Annotated in this window: 22 protein-coding genes; 13 read left to right on the top strand and 9 right to left on the bottom strand. The window is 46.4% G+C overall.

The features are described from left to right. Window positions 1–100: 100 nt before the first annotated feature. The 4 genes from COW15_RS06745 to speFL all read right to left on the bottom strand — a co-directional run bounded on the left by COW15_RS06745 (window position 101) and on the right by speFL (window position 5,339). Window positions 101–1,255 (bottom strand): porin, encoded by a 1,155-nt coding sequence (locus tag COW15_RS06745; RefSeq protein ID WP_293631136.1) that lies wholly within the window; start codon window positions 1,253–1,255, stop codon window positions 101–103. 124 nt (window positions 1,256–1,379) lie between these two features. Next, the gene (gene potE, locus COW15_RS06740; RefSeq protein ID WP_293631135.1) at window positions 1,380–2,699 is read right to left on the bottom strand and encodes a putrescine-ornithine antiporter; all 1,320 of its coding nucleotides are present in this window, start codon (window positions 2,697–2,699) and stop codon (window positions 1,380–1,382) included. Between the two features lie 84 nt (window positions 2,700–2,783). Further along, complete coding sequence (gene speF, locus COW15_RS06735) at window positions 2,784–4,946, bottom strand: ornithine decarboxylase SpeF (RefSeq protein ID WP_293631134.1); 2,163 nt, start codon at window positions 4,944–4,946, stop codon at window positions 2,784–2,786. A 309-nt stretch (window positions 4,947–5,255) separates the two neighbouring features. Continuing rightward, a complete protein-coding gene (gene speFL / locus COW15_RS20745) occupies window positions 5,256–5,339 on the bottom strand; it encodes a leader peptide SpeFL (RefSeq protein WP_363699977.1) in 84 nt (27 codons plus the stop codon). Window positions 5,340–5,765: 426 nt separating this feature from the next. Between speFL and COW15_RS06730 the strand changes: the two genes are divergently transcribed. The 4 genes from COW15_RS06730 to COW15_RS06715 all read left to right on the top strand — a co-directional run bounded on the left by COW15_RS06730 (window position 5,766) and on the right by COW15_RS06715 (window position 9,255). Next, window positions 5,766–5,930, top strand: coding sequence for a hypothetical protein (locus COW15_RS06730; RefSeq protein WP_293631272.1), 165 nt, complete (start codon window positions 5,766–5,768; stop codon window positions 5,928–5,930). 177 nt (window positions 5,931–6,107) lie between these two features. After that, the gene (locus tag COW15_RS06725; RefSeq protein ID WP_293631133.1) at window positions 6,108–7,505 is read left to right on the top strand and encodes a hypothetical protein; all 1,398 of its coding nucleotides are present in this window, start codon (window positions 6,108–6,110) and stop codon (window positions 7,503–7,505) included. A gap of 1 nt (window position 7,506) precedes the next feature. Continuing rightward, window positions 7,507–8,544, top strand: a complete 1,038-nt coding sequence (locus COW15_RS06720; RefSeq protein ID WP_293631132.1) for an acyltransferase — start codon at window positions 7,507–7,509, stop codon at window positions 8,542–8,544. Between the two features lie 99 nt (window positions 8,545–8,643). Continuing rightward, the gene (locus COW15_RS06715) at window positions 8,644–9,255 is read left to right on the top strand and encodes a hypothetical protein (RefSeq protein WP_293631131.1); all 612 of its coding nucleotides are present in this window, start codon (window positions 8,644–8,646) and stop codon (window positions 9,253–9,255) included. A gap of 143 nt (window positions 9,256–9,398) precedes the next feature. Here COW15_RS06715 and COW15_RS06710 read toward each other — a convergent pair whose 3' ends face one another. The 4 genes from COW15_RS06710 to COW15_RS06695 form a co-directional block, all read right to left on the bottom strand. After that, window positions 9,399–9,983 carry a YSC84-related protein gene (locus COW15_RS06710; protein WP_293631130.1) on the bottom strand — a complete coding sequence of 195 codons (585 nt, stop codon included), beginning with the start codon at window positions 9,981–9,983 and terminating at the stop codon, window positions 9,399–9,401. A 144-nt stretch (window positions 9,984–10,127) separates the two neighbouring features. Further along, complete coding sequence (locus COW15_RS06705; RefSeq protein WP_293631129.1) at window positions 10,128–11,060, bottom strand: hypothetical protein; 933 nt, start codon at window positions 11,058–11,060, stop codon at window positions 10,128–10,130. A gap of 54 nt (window positions 11,061–11,114) precedes the next feature. After that, on the bottom strand, window positions 11,115–11,516 hold the full coding sequence (locus COW15_RS06700) for a nitrous oxide-stimulated promoter family protein (RefSeq protein ID WP_293631128.1): 402 nt from the start codon (window positions 11,514–11,516) through the stop codon (window positions 11,115–11,117). A gap of 103 nt (window positions 11,517–11,619) precedes the next feature. Next, window positions 11,620–11,979, bottom strand: a complete 360-nt coding sequence (locus COW15_RS06695) for a DsrE family protein (RefSeq protein ID WP_293631127.1) — start codon at window positions 11,977–11,979, stop codon at window positions 11,620–11,622. Between the two features lie 273 nt (window positions 11,980–12,252). Between COW15_RS06695 and COW15_RS06690 the strand changes: the two genes are divergently transcribed. The 7 genes from COW15_RS06690 to COW15_RS06660 all read left to right on the top strand — a co-directional run bounded on the left by COW15_RS06690 (window position 12,253) and on the right by COW15_RS06660 (window position 17,793). Further along, window positions 12,253–13,107 carry a hypothetical protein gene (locus tag COW15_RS06690; protein WP_293631126.1) on the top strand — a complete coding sequence of 285 codons (855 nt, stop codon included), beginning with the start codon at window positions 12,253–12,255 and terminating at the stop codon, window positions 13,105–13,107. A 114-nt stretch (window positions 13,108–13,221) separates the two neighbouring features. Beyond that, window positions 13,222–13,527, top strand: a complete 306-nt coding sequence (locus COW15_RS06685) for a hypothetical protein (RefSeq protein ID WP_293631125.1) — start codon at window positions 13,222–13,224, stop codon at window positions 13,525–13,527. A 10-nt stretch (window positions 13,528–13,537) separates the two neighbouring features. Then, window positions 13,538–14,992, top strand: a complete 1,455-nt coding sequence (locus COW15_RS06680) for a protein adenylyltransferase SelO (protein ID WP_293631124.1) — start codon at window positions 13,538–13,540, stop codon at window positions 14,990–14,992. Between the two features lie 13 nt (window positions 14,993–15,005). Then, window positions 15,006–15,338: a DUF3630 family protein gene (locus COW15_RS06675; protein ID WP_293631123.1), complete on the top strand. Its 333-nt coding sequence runs from the start codon at window positions 15,006–15,008 to the stop codon at window positions 15,336–15,338. A gap of 2 nt (window positions 15,339–15,340) precedes the next feature. Continuing rightward, complete coding sequence (locus COW15_RS06670; protein ID WP_293631122.1) at window positions 15,341–16,381, top strand: serine/threonine protein kinase; 1,041 nt, start codon at window positions 15,341–15,343, stop codon at window positions 16,379–16,381. A gap of 122 nt (window positions 16,382–16,503) precedes the next feature. After that, window positions 16,504–17,112 carry a thiol:disulfide interchange protein DsbA/DsbL gene (locus COW15_RS06665; RefSeq protein WP_293631121.1) on the top strand — a complete coding sequence of 203 codons (609 nt, stop codon included), beginning with the start codon at window positions 16,504–16,506 and terminating at the stop codon, window positions 17,110–17,112. A gap of 468 nt (window positions 17,113–17,580) precedes the next feature. Beyond that, the gene (locus COW15_RS06660) at window positions 17,581–17,793 is read left to right on the top strand and encodes a DUF1107 domain-containing protein (RefSeq protein ID WP_293631120.1); all 213 of its coding nucleotides are present in this window, start codon (window positions 17,581–17,583) and stop codon (window positions 17,791–17,793) included. Here the strand turns inward: COW15_RS06660 and COW15_RS06655 are convergent. Then, window positions 17,790–18,011, bottom strand: a complete 222-nt coding sequence (locus COW15_RS06655) for a cell division protein ZapB (RefSeq protein ID WP_007651456.1) — start codon at window positions 18,009–18,011, stop codon at window positions 17,790–17,792. The genes COW15_RS06660 and COW15_RS06655 overlap by 4 nt on opposite strands. A 179-nt stretch (window positions 18,012–18,190) precedes the next feature. On the opposite strand from COW15_RS06655, the gene COW15_RS06650 reads away from it, so the two are divergent. Continuing rightward, window positions 18,191–19,699, top strand: coding sequence for a Na+/H+ antiporter NhaC family protein (locus COW15_RS06650; protein WP_293631119.1), 1,509 nt, complete (start codon window positions 18,191–18,193; stop codon window positions 19,697–19,699). A 79-nt stretch (window positions 19,700–19,778) separates the two neighbouring features. Next, entirely contained in the window at window positions 19,779–20,132 is a 354-nt protein-coding gene (locus tag COW15_RS06645) for a RidA family protein (RefSeq protein ID WP_293631118.1), read from the top strand. The last annotated feature ends 390 nt before the right edge of the window (window positions 20,133–20,522 follow it).

The raw sequence follows: 20,522 nt of genomic DNA, 5'->3' as shown, positions 1-20,522 counted from the left end.
AGCGTTTGTAGACGGAACGTGCACCGCGCCTCAGTCTCAAAAAGGCTCACGGATATGAGTAATGTGAGCCGTATTCCTCAATATCTAACTAGTCCCAGCCTTAGAAGAAGTAGTTAATCCCTACGGCAAAGCCGTTATCTTGCTGTGCTTCTTGGGCTGCATCGTCCATGTCGCTGAAATCTAGCTTCATTTCGGCGAACATCACAGTATCCTTGCTGTAACGATAGTGCAGGCCCAGCATGGCAAATTGGCGGGTCCAATTACCTTGGATAGGTGTAGTTGCATCCGTGTCTAAGTCCAGATAGCTGAGCACCAGCATAGGTACAAAGCCATTATCGAATTGATAGGCCGTCATCAGCTCTGCACCCTTGGCATCGTAGAGATCGCCGCCAACCAGTTCATTGTTCTTACTCTGATGGGCATTAAAGCCGACATAGAGACCACTCGCCTCGCGATTTTCCGCATAGTGATAATAGTCACCGTACATGGCACCGATGCCGACAATCTCATTGGTTTCATCAACTTGGGTATTAACTAGGTGGCCTTCAAAATCGCCACGGTTAAAACCGGCGAGCAACTTAAATTTTTCGGTGAGTGAGTAGGTCAGGCTGGCACCGTAACTGCTGTCGAAATTGAGTTCTGAATTAGCCATTTCGCTGCCGTCATCGTTTTTCAAGGTGACCTCGCCATTGGTTTTGGCGGCGTATTGCAGGGCAATTTGCACTGGGCCAAGACTATTACGGTAAATAAAGGCGGAATCGGCACGGCCTGTACCCGTTAAACCCCCATCGCTAAAGGCGTAGGCACCTACGCTATAACCGGCGAAGACGTTAGGCAGATCTGTGGTGCCAGCGACATCGTAGTAGGCGCCCCATTGTTTACCAAAGCTGAGGCTACCCCAGTCATCGTGGGACATACCGACATAGCCTAAGCGGTTATAGAGGAAATCATCGGTTTTTTCGGCGGCGAGTTTACCGCCTTGCATGACTAGGCTGTCGTCGCTGGAGACCATATTTATGCCCCATTCCGTAGTGGCAAAGGCGGTCCAGCCGTGTTTTTCGCTGCGCTCAAAACTAAAGCGTACTCTGGATGAATCGTCGATCACTGAGGTGTCGTGGCTGTCATTTAGTGCCGCGAATCCTAACCAACCGTTTAAATCTAATGTGTTTTTTGAATCTTTGTAGAGTTCAACTGCTTGGCCGCTGGTGGCTGCCAGTAGCATAGGTAGCATTAAAGCGAGACATGTTTTTTTCATCATTCCACCTAAATTAGGCAAGTTTTGTCTGGGGACCTTAGGCGCTGTGGCCTAAGATCCCTGAAGACGGATGGGTGTTAAGTTGCTTATGTATGAATGGGTGAGACTCCCTAGGGAGCTGTACTCACGCCGTGGTGATCTTGGCGGTTGGGGTTTTATTGGAGATCACCCCGTAAATTGTCCAGCCGAAGAAGGTGGATATTGCACCTAACATCACCGCCGTTTCACCTGAACTATAAAGGGCGTAGAAGCTATATAGGGCGCCAATCACGGCGATCACGTTTGCGACGCGGGCTTTATTTGCTGGAACTTTTAGTTGCTTTTGCATCACCCCAAGGGCGGCCATCGACAGAATATAGGGCACAATGTTAGTCACAACTGCGAGATTGACTAAGGCTTCAAACTGTTTGCTTAACGAGGGGCTAATGGTCATCAGTGACAGCACAGTCTGGATTGAGACGATAATAGTCATACCCCAAATTGGCGCATCGGCCTTGCTGACCTTAGAGAAGATTTTCGGGAAGAAACCTTCATCGGCCGAGGCTTTAAATACTTGGGCAATGGTGAACTGCCAGCCGAGCAGCGAACCGGTACAGGAGATAATGGCGCAGGCCATCACGATCTTACCGACTACAGGGTTAAACATTTGCGCAAAGGCTAAACCGAAGGGTGCGTTCGAGCTGGCAAGATCGGCATTGGGGACAATACCGGCAATTACGTTAGTCGAAACAATGTAGATAAGCGCCGCGCCTAAGGTGCCGCCCATGACGGCGATAGGGACATTTTTCTCTGGGTTATCAACTGTTTCTGAGTTAGCACAAGCCGATTCTAAGCCGAGGAATGCCCATAAGGTCATCGCGATTGAACCGCCTAAGGCTTTGAAAAAGGGCAGTTCATGCGGGTTCCATGCGCCTTTGTAGAGGTCGATATCAAACCAGAACCAACCAATCAAAGATACACCTATGACGGGCAGAATAATTCCCCACACAGTCACGCTACTGACACGACCCGTAATGCGGGCTCCGCCAAAGTTGGCGACAGTCGCCAACCAAAGTACACCAATGGTGGCAAGACAAATCGCCATCGGGCTTAAGTTGACTTCGAGCAATACGGCGGCGTAACCCACTGCCGAGATGGCAATGGCCACGTTGGCGATGAGCAGCGAAACCGCATAGGTATAGTTGGCCATAAAGTTGCCGCTGCGGCCAAAGGCATACTCGGCATAACCACCCATACCACCGGATTTTTTACTGAACATACCGCATTTAGCAAAGGCAAAGGCCAGCGCAGTAGAACCTGCGGCAGTGACCAGCCAAGATAAAATCGAAATAGTGCCCACTTGGGCTAACTGAGTGGGCAACATGATAATGCCCGAACCCATCATATTGACTATAGTGATAATCGTTAATTGGACGACACCAATTTTATTCTCTGATTTACTCATAATAACGACCTAATTTATGTGACTTATAATAAAGTGTGAAACTGGCCGCAGCGCGGGGTTATTTAACGCCGCAGCCAATATTCGTTATTTAGCTAATACATAACCTAAGGCTTGGATTTTTCCTTCTGGGGTATTTTCGAGATAAACCCCCTGTAATTCGGGTGAGAATCCGGGTAATAAGTTGATGCCTTCTTCGAGGGCTAAGAAATAACGCTGCACCGCGCCACCCCATATTTCCCCTGGTACCATACATAACACCCCAGGTGGATAGGGCAGTGCACCTTCGGCGGCAATTCTGCCCTCAATTTGTGATAATGGAACTAATTCCGCTTTGCCGCGGATAAACTCGAGATTCGCTTCCTGTGGGTCCATCACTTTTCTCGGGAAATGCGCCTGGCGGAACATTTCTTTTTGCAGCTGTTTTACGTCATGGCTGACATAAAGGTTATGCATTTCTTGGCAGAGTTGACGAATGGTGTAGTCTTTATAACGGGCTTTATTGGCGTTATAGACATTAGGTAAGACTTCCGCTAGTGGAGCATCCTCATCGACTAATTTCTCGAAGCGAGATATTTGCGACACTAAGTGTTGCATCTTTGCCATATCTTCCGCTGGCGTCATCAGGAATAAAATCGAATTTAAGTCGCACTTCTCGGGGATAATATTATTTTCACGTAAGAAGTTAGCCAAAATAGTTGCTGGAATACCAAACTCAGTATATTTGCCGGTTTGCGCATCGATACCCGGCGTAGTTAATAGGAACTTACAAGGGTCGACGAAATATTGGCCTTTTTCATAACCTTCGAAGGAGTGCCATTTTTGGCCGGGTTCAAATTCGAAGAAACGTAAGTCATCGGCCATTTGTTCAGTTTCATAATCTTGCCATAGGCGACCATCTATCATAGTTGGCACGAATGGTTTGATATATTTACATTTTTTGAGCAGTAACTTTCGAGCTTCAATACCCGCTTTTACCGCTTCACGCCACAGGTAACGACCGCTCGCGCCTTCGTGCATTTTCGCGTTCACATCTAAGGCGGCAAACAGCGGATAGAAGGGGCTGGTGGATGCATGCATCATAAAGGCGTTGTTGAAACGTTTATGGTTGCAATATCTGGCTTGGCCATTGATATGCTTATCTTTTTTATGGATTTGTGAGGTTTGTGAGAAGCCTGCCTGCTGTTTATGTACCGACTGAGTCACGATAATGCCGGGATCTTCGGCGGTTAGTTCGAGTAAGAGTGGCGAGCAGTCATTCATCATGGGAATAAACTGCTCATAGCCAACCCAAGCCGAATCAAACAGAATGTAATCACATAGATGACCAATACGATCAACTACTTGGCGAGCATTGTAGATAGTGCCGTCGTAGGTGCCCAGTTGGATAATCGCTAAACGGAACGGACGTTTTTCATCGGCACGTTCTGGCGCAACGGCACGGATCTGTTCCCGTAAATAGGATTCTTGGAAGCAGTGGGCGTCGATACCGCCAATAAAGCCGAAGGGGTTACGGGCGGTTTCTAAATAAATTGGTGTTGCACCCGCTTGAATTAACGCGCCGTGGTGGTTGGATTTGTGGTTATTGCGGTCGAATAGGACTAAATCGCCTTTCGCTAATAGCGCATTAGTGGCCACTTTATTTGATGATGAAGTGCCGTTGAGTACGAAGTAGGTTTTATCGGCATTAAAGACTTTGGCGGCGTATTTTTGCGCATCGAGTGGAGCGCCTTCATGGATCAGTAAATCTCCTAATTTCACGTCGGCATTACACATATCTGCACGGAAAATCGTTTCGCCGAAGAAGTCGAAAAATTGGCGACCTACGGGATGTTTACGGAAGAATTGACCGCCCTGATGACCAGGACAGGCAAAGGTGGAGTTACCCATTTCCACGTATTTTTTCAGTGTGCCAAAGAAAGGCGGCAATAACGCTTGCTCATATTTTTGAGCTGCGGTTTCTACCTGTTTACCATAGAAATCGGTATTATCACCGCAGAGTTCAAATACCCCTGTAATCGATGAACAAACATCATCTGGGAAGGTTTCTTCACAGCAAACTGAAACGAAAATCGGCAGTTTTAATCCGGTGTTTTTAATCTTTTCAACAATACCATTCTTAACATCATCAACTGAGACTACAGCCGCTCCCACATCGCAAAAATCTGTGGTTAATACATTGACCACTTCTCTGTCGATATCAAAACAAGATCTAACAGATAAGCTGGCGGCAACTTTTAATGATTTCATCGTTAATTTCCCTTTTACTTTAAAAAGCTTTGGATACAACAGTGCCTATACCTAATTAAAAAATATTAATGGCATTAATTTAGATATGGCTATTCCGTATGCAGAGATGATGAGGTAACCAGTCGCTTTAGAATAAAAGAGATAAATTTATTCCAAGTGAATGACTTAGCCGCAACTTTACTGCACTAACAAAAGAATGCTTTGATTGGGGGCGAGACAATAAACCTTAATAAGCAGTAAAATAAGTGTGTAAGTCTATAAGGGTAATACCACTTTTTACCTGTTAGTTGGTCTACTACCTACGCAGGATTAGCGGAGGAAGATAAAGGCGTGATCGAAATAGTCACGTTGGCTTGGCATCATTATATGCCGCGTGCGCCTAATATGCGCCATGATTTTAGATTTCCTCTTCATATACGACTCCATTATGACTTAGAGAAAATAGTTAGGTTTTTATTACGGAGTGGAGTTTATATGTGAGTTATAAATAAAATCATGACCTATGTCTTACTTTTTAATAATCAGGTCTTAAATTTAACTTATTTTATTAATATTAAATTGACTCAACAATACTTAAGTATCTTTGTCTAAATTATGAAAATAAATATTGTCAGCATTATTTTAATGATGTTATTTGCATAAAATATCTTATGCTGTCTTGCTAATCTTAATTAAAAGGCTATTACAATAGATATCTTGATTTATACCGCACGGCACCCTTGCGTTTTTATGCATATTTTCTCTTTACAAAATCACAGGCATGCTTAAGGATTGCAAAAATAACCGTTTTTTTCTCACATTTGGGCATTTAGGGCAGATGTGATCCCTGACTTGACGCCTTTAGTGGGCTTTACCTATGACTTGGGGGCCTTAGCTGCGGCGCTGACCATGGTCATGCTCTATATTGATGATGAGGTGAAATCCCAAGCGGCGGATAAGTTAGCGCTGTGGTTTGGCGATAAGCCTGCAGAGCCTAAGTCTTAGTAGCGCAAATAGCGCATCTCATAAGCTAAAAATATGATTTTATTAGCAGTCGCCGATTGGGTTTTACCTTAGCTTTTTTAAGGAAAAAATATTTTTTTGCAAACGTTTCACTATTGCTTGATTGCGCTATATGCTAGCGCTGTTTTGTGAACCCATTGTGTGTGTTTAGGCAAATAAATGAAAAATATTATGGTAGTGTTCCTATGGTTTTTAGGAGTCTCTGCCGCTACCCCTGCGTTCGCCGATAAGGCCTCTCCGGAACAACTCGCCCGTCTATACCTCGATTTTATGGCTCAAACCAGTCGCCGTAGTGAAACCCTATGGCCGGGTTTTCGCCTCGACGATAAAGTGCATCTCTTTAGTTATGCTGGCAATGTTTGGTTACGCCAACCCGGTGGTGAAATTCTCCAAGACAACAGTGTGTTAGAGTCGGTTAACTTGCACTCGGGCTTGTCGATTAATTTTGGTTTTCCCCAATATCAAGGGCAGGCAGGGGTGCTTATTCAGCTCGAGTCCCCCACGATTCAATTTGATAGCACGACAAAAACTGCCGATTTGCCTTTTGTGATTTGGGCTGGCAACAGTGTGCATGAGGCGTTTCATTTTTATGCCCAATCCGAATGGCGAGTGCTAGAGGAAGGGCGTCGCTACGAAGGTGAAGTATTTCCGCTTAACCTAGATGCACGCTTTTATCGCCTACAGCTATTCAATGCCTTGATGGCGGCATTAACTGAGCCCGAGCAGCAAACGGTGCAGTTGGGATATGCGGCATACTGGTTGCAAGTGTGGCGTCAAGCCGCGCCCAATGAGGACAGAGTCAGCTATTTAAATGACTTAGTCGAAGGCAGTGCCAAGTATGTGGAGTTAGTCGCAGGGGCACGTTTTGTAAGCCAAAACCAAAGCCACCTAGAATATCAACCGATACTGTTGCAGTATGTCCACAACTACTACCAGCAACAGCAGATGTTAGGCGGTTGGAGCGCCGAAGCCGAAAATATCGGGGCATTGGCGGGAGTATTGTTGGATTTAACCCAAGACCCCAATGTCTGGAAAGAGTCAGTCATGTCGGGCATGCTACCCGTGGATGTGTTGCTCAATCGCGTTAAACCTATCACTCCACCCGTCGGGCAAAATCGTTTGCAAAAGAAACGTTTGCAAGACATGTTGGCCTATTATCCCGCGACCGAGCAAAAATTGGCACAGTTGCTCAAGGATGTGCAGGATCCTAAGGTGCCCTTATTAGTGATGCCGAGTGTGAGTGATAGCAGTAGCTTTATCGATGTGGGTGATATCCGCTCTGGCTTTTATGTTGTGCCTTATCAAGGTGATATAACCCAAGCTTATCTAGGGATGAGTTCACAATTCAGTAACTTAAATGTGAGTGGTAGTGCGTTATTAGATGTGCCCTTACAAAATTATTGTGAGGGCATTGAGGCGGCAACTCTGTTACCTTTGGCATTTCCCTTCCAGCGTGAAGGGCAGTATCTGGTATTTAATGAGTCGGAAGTCCATGGAACGATAAGGGTTTCTGCGAGTGTTGTTGAGGGACGAACCCTCTACTGTGCGATGAATTAATATGAGAAAAAATCAGCTCGAATTTACCTACATGCGTGGCATCGCGATTATTTTTATCGTACTTGGTCACAGTATTTATAACTCTGGAGAAGGGTTCCCACTGCTGCTGGAGAACTTACTCAGGGGAGGCACGGCTTTGTTCGTGTTTATCTCGGGGTACTTCTTCCACCGAATTTTCTATCAAGACTTCGACTACGGTAAGTTTATGAAGAATAAAGTACAAAATGTGCTTTATCCCTTCTTGGTCGTCTCCGTAGTGGGATTATTTTTCCTGTGCCTGCGCTGGTTTTTTTTGGAACAGCAGCCGCCTAGCCAAGTATTACTCAGCATATTTTATACGGTGCGCAACGGTTATATCCTGTATCCGCATTGGTATATTCCCTTCATCATGGCGGTATTTTTATTTTCGCCGCTGTTTTTGTGGTTTATCCGTTGCTCACAGCAGATGCGTTGGACGCTATTTGTACTGAGTTGTGTGGTGGCTATTCTGCTCCACAGGCCCATAGGCAATGTCAATTTTATCCACTCGGTAGTGTATTTTATGCCTTTCTATTTGATCGGTATTTTATATTCCCAAGATGAACATATTGTGACGCGCTACGGTTCCATTCTCAGTGCATTGGCCATGATTTTCTTGGTGGTAAGCCTAGTTGAACAGAGTTACATAGTGCAACACATAGGTAATTACCATAAGGCTCCGTTTGAATATAATGGTATCGATTGGCAGTTTATTCAAAAACTCTGCTTGTGCATACTGACATTGAATTTTTGCGAGTGGTTGTCGGGGCGCAGCCGTTTACCTTGGTTGGTGGCAATCGCCGAGATGAGTTTTGCGATTTTCTTTATCCATCCGCTGTTCGATATGCTGATTGGTGTGGTCACTAAACTACTACGTTACCGCTTCCCTCCTGGCTCCGCTGTGACGAGTGTGTTGTTTTCTGCGGGGATTTTTACCTTCCTTATGGTGGGCAGTATTATTACGGCCCGCTTTATCAAGAAGCATTTAGGTAACCGTTCCCGTACCTATATTGGTTGGTAATAGGTTGGGTTATTGCTAATACAAGCATAGGGGGATAATTCAGTTTGAATTTATCCCCCTATGCTAGGTTGTTTTCTAGTGAATAAAATGGAGAACACAATGACGTCCATTCTTACCCGACAGCGTTTAGGGCTTACAGCTCTGTGCTTGCTCGCCATGCCTGTTATTGCCACCCAAGTTGCCCCTCAATCCATGTTAACGCAACAGCAGCAAAGCTTTTTTGCACAGATTGCCGGTCACTGCGGTCACGCTTTTGCTGGCAAAGTGGTTTCTGGTGATAGCGCTGATTCGGCTTTTAGCGGTAAATCCTTGATTATGCATGTGCGTGAGTGCAGTGATACCGAGCTTAAGATCCCATTTCATGTGGGTGATGACCATTCACGTACTTGGGTGATAACCAAGACTTCGCAGGGGCTCAGGCTGAAACATGATCATCGGCACCAAGACGGGAGTGAAGATGCTGTGACTATGTATGGCGGTGATACGGTGGATGAAGGCACAACACAAAAACAGTCTTTTCCTATCGATAAAGACTCTATAGATAACTTCATCAAGAATGGGCTAGCTCAGTCGGTCACAAATGTGTGGCATATGGCGATTACACCAACGACTTTTAGCTATCAGCTCAAACGCGAAAACCGCGATTTTAAAGTCGATTTCGATCTAACCCAGCCCGTTGCCTTACCGCCAAAACCCTGGGGACATGACTAAATTTGACGCTAAACCAAAGGCAAAATTGGGTGATCCATTCAGGTTTATGGCTACAGACTTACTTTGAGATCGACAGGTTTTAGATTGAAAAAAACGGCGAGCACTGAGGCTCGCCGTTAGTTTTAAGCATCCCACTTTTCACGTTAATTTGCTTTCGGCTCGAAGCTAAAGCTTTGACCCGCGAGGGCGGCTTCAAACATTAAGCCGCCCTTAGCCGCAGTAAATACCGCCATACCATTGATGTATGCGCCCTTGGCCGATTGATTGCCACCGGATTGTCCAGCACCCGCAGAATTCCCCGTCGTACCCACCTGCGCGTTTGCGCCCACATTAATGGCAACCGCAGAGGCCTGTGCGTCAAACTCAAACGTGCCGCTGGTGAAGGCATCATAGGATTTAGCATCTTTAAAGAAGATGATCTCGCTGTAGGCTTGACCACCGAGCTGGAACCCAATAGATACTTGGGTCAGGCTAGAATCCCCCATATAAACACCGCCCTTGTAGACTCGGCCTTTACCATAGGCTGCCCCTATTCCTATGCCACCTTTACCCACAGTGGGGAACAGGGCATAGCCATAGGCGGTGTCGAAAAACTTACTGGTTTCTTTCGCTTTTTGGAAATTGGCTACGGCTTGATCGTAGCTTTCCTCAGCTTGGGCTGCGGGAATGCTAAAAAGGCTTACGAACAGGCATATGGATGCGGCAATGACAGTTAAAAATGATTTCATAGGTTTCCTCCTCGGGTCTTTGTGCTATCAGACTACTCTTTGTGATAACAAATAACAGCGTTAGCTGAAGAAATATCAGCTTAGGTTCAGCTTGTGTGGATATGTTTATGAGTGCGATATAAATTTTGAGGCTGAATTGAGCTTTTAGTTCTTAGTGTCGGGGGGCGTCTCGGAAGATTTATGGTTAGCTTCATTTGATTCTTTCTGAAGCTGTTGAATAAACTCGAATTCCTCTGGCGTTAACACTTCTGTCGTTGGGGACTCAATCTTAGGTGCTGGCGCCGCGATATGACCTTTTAAGTAGGCTGTGCGGGTAATTTGTCTAAGGCCATATGCGGCTAGGAAATAAAAACTCAGCAGTAAGCTTAAACGCGGCAATGCATGGGATAAGGGGGTGAGGATGTCCCCAAGATAGAAGGGAAGTATCACCACAAATACGCGAATTAACCAGTTAAGCAGCATGGCTAAAGTCAGGCCAAATAACCAACGGAAATGAATTAATCTTAGGGTTTCCTGTGGCGCATTAATGGGTTGCTGCTGGCGCTGTTGGTATCGCCGAAACAGAAACCACAGCGCCACAAAGTAACTGCTGGTTTGAATAAAGAGTAATAAGGGGAGCGCTAAACCCCAATGGCTAAGATCTATGTGTTGGCGATACAGGAAGAACTCAGCTTGGAACCAGATAGCATCTTTATGCAGATTAAGCCTCAGTGCAATATCCAGTATGGCAAGACACAAGGTGAAGACCGAAGGCCAATAATGTCTAGAAAACCCAATGGGTTCAGTGCTTTGCTCTAGGCTGCGTTTGCAGTATAGATAGAGCAGGGGCATGAGTAGGAAATAAATGGGATTAATTAGATTAAATAAAATATGTATGGGGATGGGAGAGTTATCGCGATTGAGCATACCTGTGAGGAAGTAAAGGGCGATAAGACTTAAGAAACCTGCGAGCAGCTTTTGGTTACTATAGGCGTGGTAAAAATAGCGAATATAAATAGCTAACGCGAGACAATGTAAGCCTCCAAATAATGATAACCACCAGTAAGCTTGAGCGAAAAAAGTATTAAATTCGTTCATTTTTGACTCCTCGAGCCCTGTTATAACAGGGAAATTCGAGGCGCAAAAGTGTTACTAAGCTTTTTTCTGTGAAATAGCGATACGTTGATGTCGATTGGATGCCGCTTCGGGGACAGATTCTGGTACGGGCGTCCGCTCTGCCAGTAAGTGCTTGATTGCGCGAATGGGATGCGGTAACAGCATACGGGGGCCCGAGAAAATCATGATCTCTTTGACCATTTTCTTCTGCGCGGGTTTGTAGCAATGCACTGGGCATTTATTGCAGGTTGGTTTATTTTGGCCATAGGGGCAGCGATCGAGGCGTATTGCGGCATAATCTAATAGCGCTAGGCAGTCATCACACAGACCCGTTGCATCTTGGCCTTGATGTTTCGCCCGGCAGTAGATTTTCATCATGGCGGCAATCGTTTGGTGTTCGTAAAGCAGTTTACCCGTCAGTAGTTCAGCTGAACCCATGGAAATACCTTAGTGTGTTACTCGGATATCCCATAATAGGCAGTGAAGTTGGCGCTGACAAAACAGAAGCGCCAAATTATGAAGATGCGCACAAAATAATGCTTTAAATATGCATGACCTTATCGGCATCTAAGGTCCAGCGGGTAAGATCCTGCAATGTTCCTATTTGTGCGCCATCGATGATCATGTCCACAGTCACACCTCGCGCTTGGGCGCAGGTTTTACAGAGTAGGATCGGGACTTGCTGCGCCGAGAGGATTTCGAACATCTGCTGTAGGTTATAGCTTAAGTCGGGTGTGGTTTGCTGCTTGAGCACACCCAATACGGCGTCTGACATTAAAAATAGTTTTAGATCAACAGCTTGTTCACCATAATCCTTAAGGGCTAATGCTATGCGTAAACTATTAAACAGTTTTTCAGTCCCATAGGGACTCGCGTGGGCGACGATCAGTATTTTTTGCATAAGCTTTTTCTACTTTAAATGAGTCATTCTCTAAGTCATAGATAAAGGGAGGGGCAAGGCGTCAGTCTACAGCAGTTTACTATAACGATTTGAGCGTAAGATCGTATAAAAAGGCATAAATACTTGATTTACACTGACACTATGGACTTTAATAGCGGTTAATCTCTGCTCAATTTTTGGATAGAACCCGTTGCCAGCCACACATGCTATGTGGGCCTGGTAAGCCAATTGATACAGCTTCCGGCGGGAAGCTGCCATTAAAGGTGAAGAAGAATGAAGGTTATTGTCGTTTTAATACTGATTGCCGTTGGGGTGTTTTTATTTCTTCGCGCCCAGCGTTTGGCGAAAGAAGAACAAGAGGCGATGAAGCCTAAATCGACCACGGTAAAACCTGTTGTTCCTACCGAAGAGGCACCTATTTCCTCCGCGACTGCTGAACCCGAGCGGGTAGAGTCCGAGCCAGTTGAGCAGGCAGAGGACCCTCGCGTGGTGGAAGTTGAGCCTATCATCGAAGTTGAAGCCGAATTGATGCCCCGTGAGACTGACGACCCAGCGAATATTTCGGTGGAGATAGACACAGATATTATCGAAGTCGATATGCCTGCGGCTCATAATGAAGAGGCGGTGATCATTCTAGGCACTACGCCTACAGATGAGCAAACTGACAGCCAAGAGGACGTTAAAGTCGAAGCAGAGCCGGCATCGAGCACGCGTTCCGAGGTTGTTGCGCCAGGAGTTTGGGCGAATGTGACCTTAGTTCGGGCCTTTGAAGAATATCAAAGTGCGGTGTCAGCCAGTGCCCGCTATACCGCGCTGCAAAATATGGTCGCTGAGTGCTACAAGCAGCGTAAATCGGCGGATTACCTTAACTATGGCGCTCAGTTAACCGAAGAGTATATTGCACTGTTCCAAGTGGCCAGCGCCGAGCAAGATAAAAACACTGAGCTTAAATCTTCCGGTTTCCTTCAATTAGCAACCTTATTGAATGATACCCAAGCCTTCGATGCCGCCATTGTCATTTGTCGTAAAGCACTAGAGCTTGGGTTGAGCGATGGCACTGTCACTGGCTTTGAGGGCCGTATCAATCGGATTGAGAAAGCACAGGCAAAGGCAAATAGTGTATTGTAGGGATAAACCCTTAGACGAAAAGCGGTTATTTCCCCCGCCTAGGCGGTGTAGAATCCCAGTTAACTGAATGCGCAAAAGGCGAACTAAGGTTCGCTTTTTTTATGGGTTAATACGATGAAACTAAGTTTTGCCATGCCGAGGCTGTTCCTTATGCTGGGGTTATTATTTTTGAGTGCTTGCACTAAAACGCCCGAATGGACCCTGTTCTACTATAACGATGTGAGTGCCCTACCTGTGGTCCCACTGCAAACCGAGGATATTCATGGCTATTACGACACCTTAGAACAATGCCAGAGTAAAGCCCTGGGCATGCAGCGTTTAAAGCAGGGGGATAATATGGGCGCGGGTGTTTATCAATGTGGGCACCTCTGTGGGCTCGATGATAAGTCGGTGCTGGTGTGTAAGAGTTTGAGCCAATAGGCGGGTAGAGATGAAGTTCAAACAGGATTTTTTTACTCAGCTGCCTGAGTTCTATTCCCAAGTCTATCCCCAGGGTATCAGTCATCCCCATTGGCTTGCTTGGAGCGACGATGCTGCGCAATTAATCGGCTTAACTCAGCCTACCGATGAGTTATTGCTGGGACTCTCTGGCAATGCCGCCGTCGATGGCGCGACTTACTATGCCCAAGTGTATAGCGGCCACCAATTTGGTGGCTATACACCGCGTTTAGGGGATGGACGGTCGATCATTCTCGGCGAAGCGATGGGGCCTAATGGTGCATGGGATGTGGCGCTAAAGGGTGGCGGTCCTACGCCATACTCGCGCCATGGCGATGGCCGTGCCGTGATGCGCTCAGCGGTACGGGAGTTTTTAGTCTCAGAAGCCTTACACTATTTACATGTGCCGACGACCCGAGCCTTGGCTGTGATTGGTTCTGACTTACCCGTATGGCGTGAGAGTCAAGAAACCGCAGCCATCACAGTGCGCTTAGCCCGTAGTCATATTCGTTTCGGCCATTTTGAATTTTTCTGCCATAGCGAACGTGGCCGCGCCGATAAGCTGACCCAATTACTCAATTTCACTATCGCCCAGCATTATCCGCACTTGAGTTGCGATCCATCGGGTTACAAAGCGTGGTTTTTACAGGTGGTACAAGATACCGCCAGAATGATAGCCCATTGGCAGGCAATAGGTTTTGCCCATGGGGTGATGAACACGGACAATATGTCGATTCTGGGTGACAGTTTTGACTTCGGCCCCTTCGCCTTCCTCGATACTTTCCAAGAAGATTTTATCTGTAATCATTCGGATCCCGAAGGCCGCTATGCCTTTGGCCAGCAGCCCGGAATTGGCCTATGGAACCTGCAACGCTTAGCCCAAGCGCTCACACCTGTGATCCCATCTGATGATCTGATCGCCGCGCTCAATCAATATCAGGATGCGTTAGTACAACCTTATTTGCACTTGATGCGGGCAAAATTAGGTCTACCAGCGTTTGAGGTGCCAACGGTGGAGCAGGATAAGCAAGATCTGGAGCTTATTGGCCGTTTCACTGTGTTAATGGAGAAAAACCGACTCGATTACACCCAGACTTGGCGTCAATTAGGCAAGTTAGATCCGACCAGTAAACACAGTGCGTTGCGGGATGACTTTATCGATGTCAGTGAATTTGATGCTTGGTATCAGGCCTATCAACAGCGATTGGGTGCTGTAGCCGATATTAACGCGTGGCAAACTGAGCGTAATAGCGTAAACCCCAAGTATATTTTGCGTAATTATTTAGCCCAAGAGGCCATTATCGCGGTCGAAGAGGGGAATTTGGCACCCTTGCATAGATTGCAAAAGATCCTGAGCCAGCCCTTTGCCGAACACGCTGAACATGAAGACTTGGCCAAGCGTCCACCGGACTGGGGCCAAGGTTTAATCATGTCATGTAGTAGTTGATTGGATAACAAGCATGAAATTACCAAGCACACACCTAAAAGCCATTAGCTTAAATACCATTAACTTAGATAGAAGTGCCTTAAGTTTAGCGGTTAGTGCGGATATCGATTTCGATAGTTTCGCCGATTTTGCCGAACCTTTAGCCGCGGCGCTCGATTGCACTGTGCGTGAGCGTCAGTGGGGGGCCGACAGGCATCAATGGTTATTAGAATTTGAAGGCAGCCAGTTATGGCTCAATTATGAGTTTTACGGCAACATTTGCTGGCTCTCGACCGAACGGGAAGCCGATTTCGAGGTGTTGGAATACCTAGCCACTTTGCTGCAACCTCACCTAAGAGTGAACTGAATATGAGTCAAAATCTGGTTAACCAAAGTAACTCGTTATCCGTGAGTCAGAGCGACAAGGGGGCTGAGTTTCATTTTCAGGCCCTTACTCCGGATTTGATCTTAGATGCCATAGAGAGCCTTGGCATTTATCCCGAGACAGGGCTACTGGCACTCAACAGCTACGAGAACCGCGTCTATCAATTTCGCAGCGATGAAGGACTGCGCTTTGTGGTGAAGTTTTATCGCCCTAATCGCTGGAGCGATGCCCAAATTCAAGAAGAGCACGACTATGCGCTTGCCTTAGCCGCTGAAGATATTCCCATGGCGGTGCCCCTTGTGTTAGAAGGCAAAACTTTGCACTACTACCAAGGTTTTCGGTTTACTTTGTTTCCTTCCCTCGGGGGGCGAGCCTTTGAAGTCGATAATTTGGAGCAGTTGGAATTAGTGGGCCGGTTTATCGGTCGTATGCATCAGTACGCTGGGCAGGAAGCGTTCAGTGAACGTGAGCCGCTTAATCCGCAAATATTAGGCGCCGAGCCGCTCGCGTGGTTAAAGCAATCTGAGCTGGTCCCGACAAGCCTGCGAGTGGCATTTTTTACTGTGGTAGAACAAGTGTTAGCTAAGGCGAATGCCATCTGGGCACGCCAAGGTTTTAGTGCTATTCGACTCCATGGGGATCTACACCCTGGCAATATTTTATGGACGCCCGATGGCCCAGGTTTTGTGGATTTGGATGATGCGCGTATGGGCCCTGCGATCCAAGATCTGTGGATGATGCTAACGGGTGATCGAGCGCAACAACTTATGCAGCTTGAGATTTTACTCGAGGCCTACGAAGAGTTTTGTGAGTTTGATACTAGGCAACTGGCCTTGATTGAACCGCTGCGGGCGTTGCGTATGGTGCACTATAACGCTTGGATTGGCAGGCGTTGGCAGGATCCTGCTTTCCCGATGAACTTCCCTTGGTTTGGGGATGAAAAATATTGGGAGCAACAGATTTTGGCTTTTAAGGAGCAGCTTTTTGCCCTTGAGGAGCCCCCACTGAGCCTAGTGCCTTATTAAACAAAAATAATGTCACAGACGTATCTTGTGACATGAGATTGAACTCTTAGGCTTGAGTTACACTCGAAAAATAGAATATGTTAGGCTCCAGCTCATTTATACAATTGATTTAAGGAATTTTCATGAAAAAAGTATTACTTATGGCCGCTGCGCTATTATTGGCACCACTGGCTGCGTCGGCTGTAGAATACCAAGAAGGTGTACATTACACAGTGATTAACGATGGCCCAGCGACGGCCAAACCAGAGATCACTGAGTTTTTCTCTTTCTATTGCCCACACTGCTACAACTTTTCTAAAACGGTAGTACCAAAAATCTTAGCCGAGAAGCCGGATGACGTGGCTTTCAATCAGGCACACGTCGATTTTATTGGTAAGGAAATGGGTGTCGAAATGTCACGTGCCTTTGCCGTGGCACACCAATTAAATGTCGATGATAAAATGGATGCGGCACTGTTTGCTGCAATCCATGAGAAGAAGCAACACTTCACGAGTCTTGCCGATATTCGCGCACTTTTTGTGGCTAATGGTGTCGATGGTAAAGCTTTTGATGCCGCCGCCGAGTCTTTTATGGTGAAAGCACAAATGGCTAAAATGAAACGTGATACGGAAAATGCCAAGCTGACGGGGGTTCCTGCCTTAGTGGTTAATGGTAAGTATCGTGTTGAAACGGGGGCGATTAAGTCCTACGACGAGCTGTTGGATATCGCCTACTATTTAGCGAAAAAATAACCGCTTTCTGATTATCATCTTGCTGTTTATGCATAAGTGATAGTATCGAGTGTACCCGTTATCGAAGGAGCCTCTAGGCTCCTTTTTTGTTGCGGTAAAGGGAACATAAAATGGACTGCAACGTAGTTTAGTATTAAGTAATTGAACTTATTAGATAAATATAAGCAAAAAATAGGTAAAAAAAACCGTACCCCCGATAACGGAAAGTACGGACCTGAGCCATAGGGCTCATTTTTACCCTGAGTAACACAGCCAATGTAGCAGCGCGTCAAAAAAATGGCAAGTGTCAATATTATGGCGCTTTGAAGTGGGTAATATATAAGAAATATATAAACCAATTAAATCATATAATTAATGGTTTTTAGTGTGAAAGAACGAAAAAAAGAGCGTAGGAGATGAAACTCAATGGATAAACTTTCTGTCAAACAACTGTAATTAAAAACAACAAGAATGCATGTAGGGGGTCATATGAGAGTTTTCCCTGTCTACGCACCTAAGCTTATTGTTAAGCATGCGCGTATTTTCCTGACTGGCGTGATATGGGTTAAAGACTTAGGACGATTAGAATTTGAGAAGGGACGTTTCTTATTGCCAAAAAAAAGCCTGCCAAAAGTGAAGCAGGCTATTTTAGAATTGAACGAATTGATTGAAGCGCAGAACCATCAAACCAAAACAGCTTAGATTTCGCTGTTGAGCAGGCCAACCAGTCCAGTGACTTTTTCGTTCCAAGAAGTGAGTTCTTGTTGCAGTTGTTGGTTTTGCTCGTTCAGTTGTTGATTATGCTCACTCAAGGTTGAAGCTTTTTGCTTCTCTTCTTCAAGCTCCATTTTTAGAAGCTCGATGGTTTCGAGTGCAGCCTGGATTTTGGTTTCCAGTTTGGACAGTAATTCAAGGCTCATCTGGAGAGTCCTATGGTTTCTGGATGGGATTGTGATTCTAGCAGTGCCAAGAGCATAAGGAATAGTGATTATTACCGTTTGGCGAAAAAACGTCCGATAACTGAGTTCTAATTCAAGTTTTTTTGCATTTGTTATTAACTCGTTAGTATTCTTGGTTTTATTTATTATCGGAATGGCTTATGTCACCCAGCCTGCTCGCCATACTTCCCCTGTTGCTCACTCTCATTTTGGCTCTGTGGCTACGTCGAACCTTGATAGCGCTCGGGGTTGGCATTATCTCCGGCGCCTTGATTATTGCCCATTTCGATATTATGCAAACCGGCGGCTACTTAGCCGAAATTGGGCTAAAACAGTTTTATAGCCAAGGCGCTTGGCAGTGGTGGCATCTTAACGTTCTGCTCGCCATGCTATTGCTTGGCAGCATGACACAGTTATTGGCTCGGGGTGGTGCAGTCGGGCAGTTTGGCGATTGGTTATATCGCCGAATTCGCACCGAGCGCCAGGCGCGTCTTGGGATCGTTTTTCTCGGTTGGTTGGTGTTTATCGATGGCATTTTTAGCTGCTTGGCCGTGGGTCATGTTTGTCAGCCCTTGAGTCAGCGTTACGGCATTCGCAATGAGCAGCTCGCCTATCTGGTTGATTCGAACGCTTCACCCCTCTGTGCTTTGTTACCTTTTTCGAGTTGGGGCCCCTATGTGATGGCCTTGCTCGCGGGGATAAGCTTTCTCCCCATCTCACCGCTGCAGGCCTTTATTGAGGTCGCTGCACTCAACTTTTACGCCATATCCACCTTAGGATTATCCCTGCTGGTCGCTTGGTTTGGGTTGGGATTTCGCCCCTTGAATACAAGCCCTCAGATGCCGGGGCTTTCGGCGATGATCGTTGCCGAGGCGGATACAGGGGGCAATCCTTGGTTATTGGCCTTGCCAATGTTAACCCTGCTTGGGGCTTCGGTGGGGTTAACCCTGTGGTCAGGGGCACAGCAGGTAGTTTCGTGGGATCTGGCAGAGTGGTTAGCTCAGGCCGATATTGGCGCGTCTATGCGCAATGCTTGCCTGCTGGCGACACTGGTTACCTTAGTCATGCTAAGCGTTTCGGGGCGACGAATGGCTGAGCTATTCGGGGATCTTAGTCATGGCGTGCGTATGATCACCTTTGCGATTGCCATTTTGCTTTGTACTTGGATGATAGGTGCCGTGATCCAAGATTTAGGGGTAGCGACTTTACTGGCCTCGTGGGCCAAGCTGTATCTGTCGGCGCAATTGCTGGTGGCGGGAATGTTTTTGCTCTGTGCCCTTATGGCATTTGCTACCGGTTCGAGTTGGGGCACTTTTGCGATTATGATCCCGATTGGCGGCGAAATTGCCCACACTGTGGATGTTAGTTTGTTGCTTCCCGTATTGGGTGCCGTGATGGCGGGCTCGGTATTTGGTGACCATTGCTCACCCATTTCGGATACCAGTGTACTGAGTGCAACCAGTTCCGGTTGTTTGCCCCATGACCATGTAGTAACTCAGTTGCCATTTGCTTTGATCGCGGCATGTGCGGCCCTAGTTGGATATCAATTAGTCAATTTAGCCGTGGCAACGCCGTTAGTGTGGCTGGCCGTGGTGAGCAGTAGCCTAGGATTATTTGCCTTGATGGCACGTTTTTATCCACCTTGGCCTAGGTTAGTAGCGCAGACATAAAGTCTGTTTATCGCTAAAATGGCCGATTCGATTTGAGCCGAACCCTTTTTCAAGTGTACTGATTTAAGAGAGCATCAATATGAGCATTATCCGTTTAGACATTGGCACCCGCATGAGTAGCACAGTCATTCATCAAGGCACTGTGTATTTGTGTGGCCAAGTGGCGAAGGACAAATATCAAAATATCACCGAGCAAACTACGACTATGCTAGAGGAGGTCGATAGTTTGCTCATACAGGCGGGGAGTTCGCGGGAGCATTTATTGTCTGCGACTCTCTATCTGAAAGATATGAATGACTACGATGCGATGAATACGGTATGGGATGCTTGGGTGCCTAAGGGTCATGCGCCAGCCCGCGCTTGCGTACAAGCAGCCATTGCCGAGCCGGAATATTTGGTTGAAGTTTCTGTGATTGCGGCGGTTGCGGTTTAAGCGTTAAGCTATTTTTCGTCCAGTTTAGAAACCTGTTTCGATCCCTATTTCGAATCCTGTCACCGAGTGTCATGACTCGGTGGATTTTTATCCTCCTAACACACTCTATCTAAGCCTACATATTTTTAGCGCAATAAGTATTCCATTAAATGTGCCGGGACAAGCGGCGGATGCTCTCCATATTGTTTTGAGAGTGCGGTGGCGATAGTCTCAATATCTTGTTGGGCTAAGCCTTGTTCGATAATGGTAAACGCCCAAGAAGCCTCGGTTTTGAGTTTGAGGAAATAGGCTTATCTCATCGGGAGTTCGATCCTATTGTGGCAAAAATACTTGCCATTGGCATTAGCCCCTTGACTTTATTCCTATCGCTCCCTAGTCTGCTTGTTCAGT

It is taken from the genome of Shewanella sp. CG12_big_fil_rev_8_21_14_0_65_47_15, from assembly GCF_002783505.1.
Taxonomy (GTDB): Bacteria; Pseudomonadota; Gammaproteobacteria; order Enterobacterales; family Shewanellaceae; genus Shewanella.
The sequence above is the reverse complement of the archived record's forward strand: the minus strand, read 5'-3'. Positions and strand labels throughout refer to the sequence as shown.

What these genes read in the sequence shown, in the direction of transcription:
- COW15_RS06665 (WP_293631121.1), top strand. Translation starts at nt 16,504, where the DNA reads ATGAAAAAAGTATTACTTATGGCCGCTGCGCTATTATTGGCACCACTG.
- speFL (WP_363699977.1), bottom strand. Translation starts at nt 5,339, where the DNA reads ATGGCGCATATTAGGCGCACGCGGCATATAATGATGCCAAGCCAACGT.
- COW15_RS06675 (WP_293631123.1), top strand. Translation starts at nt 15,006, where the DNA reads ATGAAATTACCAAGCACACACCTAAAAGCCATTAGCTTAAATACCATT.
- COW15_RS06685 (WP_293631125.1), top strand. Translation starts at nt 13,222, where the DNA reads ATGAAACTAAGTTTTGCCATGCCGAGGCTGTTCCTTATGCTGGGGTTA.
- COW15_RS06725 (WP_293631133.1), top strand. Translation starts at nt 6,108, where the DNA reads ATGAAAAATATTATGGTAGTGTTCCTATGGTTTTTAGGAGTCTCTGCC.
- speF (WP_293631134.1), bottom strand. Translation starts at nt 4,946, where the DNA reads ATGAAATCATTAAAAGTTGCCGCCAGCTTATCTGTTAGATCTTGTTTT.
- COW15_RS06700 (WP_293631128.1), bottom strand. Translation starts at nt 11,516, where the DNA reads ATGGGTTCAGCTGAACTACTGACGGGTAAACTGCTTTACGAACACCAA.
- COW15_RS06645 (WP_293631118.1), top strand. Translation starts at nt 19,779, where the DNA reads ATGAGCATTATCCGTTTAGACATTGGCACCCGCATGAGTAGCACAGTC.
- COW15_RS06680 (WP_293631124.1), top strand. Translation starts at nt 13,538, where the DNA reads ATGAAGTTCAAACAGGATTTTTTTACTCAGCTGCCTGAGTTCTATTCC.
- COW15_RS06650 (WP_293631119.1), top strand. Translation starts at nt 18,191, where the DNA reads ATGTCACCCAGCCTGCTCGCCATACTTCCCCTGTTGCTCACTCTCATT.
- potE (WP_293631135.1), bottom strand. Translation starts at nt 2,699, where the DNA reads ATGAGTAAATCAGAGAATAAAATTGGTGTCGTCCAATTAACGATTATC.
- COW15_RS06660 (WP_293631120.1), top strand. Translation starts at nt 17,581, where the DNA reads ATGAGAGTTTTCCCTGTCTACGCACCTAAGCTTATTGTTAAGCATGCG.
- COW15_RS06670 (WP_293631122.1), top strand. Translation starts at nt 15,341, where the DNA reads ATGAGTCAAAATCTGGTTAACCAAAGTAACTCGTTATCCGTGAGTCAG.
- COW15_RS06715 (WP_293631131.1), top strand. Translation starts at nt 8,644, where the DNA reads ATGACGTCCATTCTTACCCGACAGCGTTTAGGGCTTACAGCTCTGTGC.
- COW15_RS06720 (WP_293631132.1), top strand. Translation starts at nt 7,507, where the DNA reads ATGAGAAAAAATCAGCTCGAATTTACCTACATGCGTGGCATCGCGATT.
- COW15_RS06705 (WP_293631129.1), bottom strand. Translation starts at nt 11,060, where the DNA reads ATGAACGAATTTAATACTTTTTTCGCTCAAGCTTACTGGTGGTTATCA.
- COW15_RS06710 (WP_293631130.1), bottom strand. Translation starts at nt 9,983, where the DNA reads ATGAAATCATTTTTAACTGTCATTGCCGCATCCATATGCCTGTTCGTA.
- COW15_RS06695 (WP_293631127.1), bottom strand. Translation starts at nt 11,979, where the DNA reads ATGCAAAAAATACTGATCGTCGCCCACGCGAGTCCCTATGGGACTGAA.
- COW15_RS06655 (WP_007651456.1), bottom strand. Translation starts at nt 18,011, where the DNA reads ATGAGCCTTGAATTACTGTCCAAACTGGAAACCAAAATCCAGGCTGCA.
- COW15_RS06690 (WP_293631126.1), top strand. Translation starts at nt 12,253, where the DNA reads ATGAAGGTTATTGTCGTTTTAATACTGATTGCCGTTGGGGTGTTTTTA.
- COW15_RS06745 (WP_293631136.1), bottom strand. Translation starts at nt 1,255, where the DNA reads ATGAAAAAAACATGTCTCGCTTTAATGCTACCTATGCTACTGGCAGCC.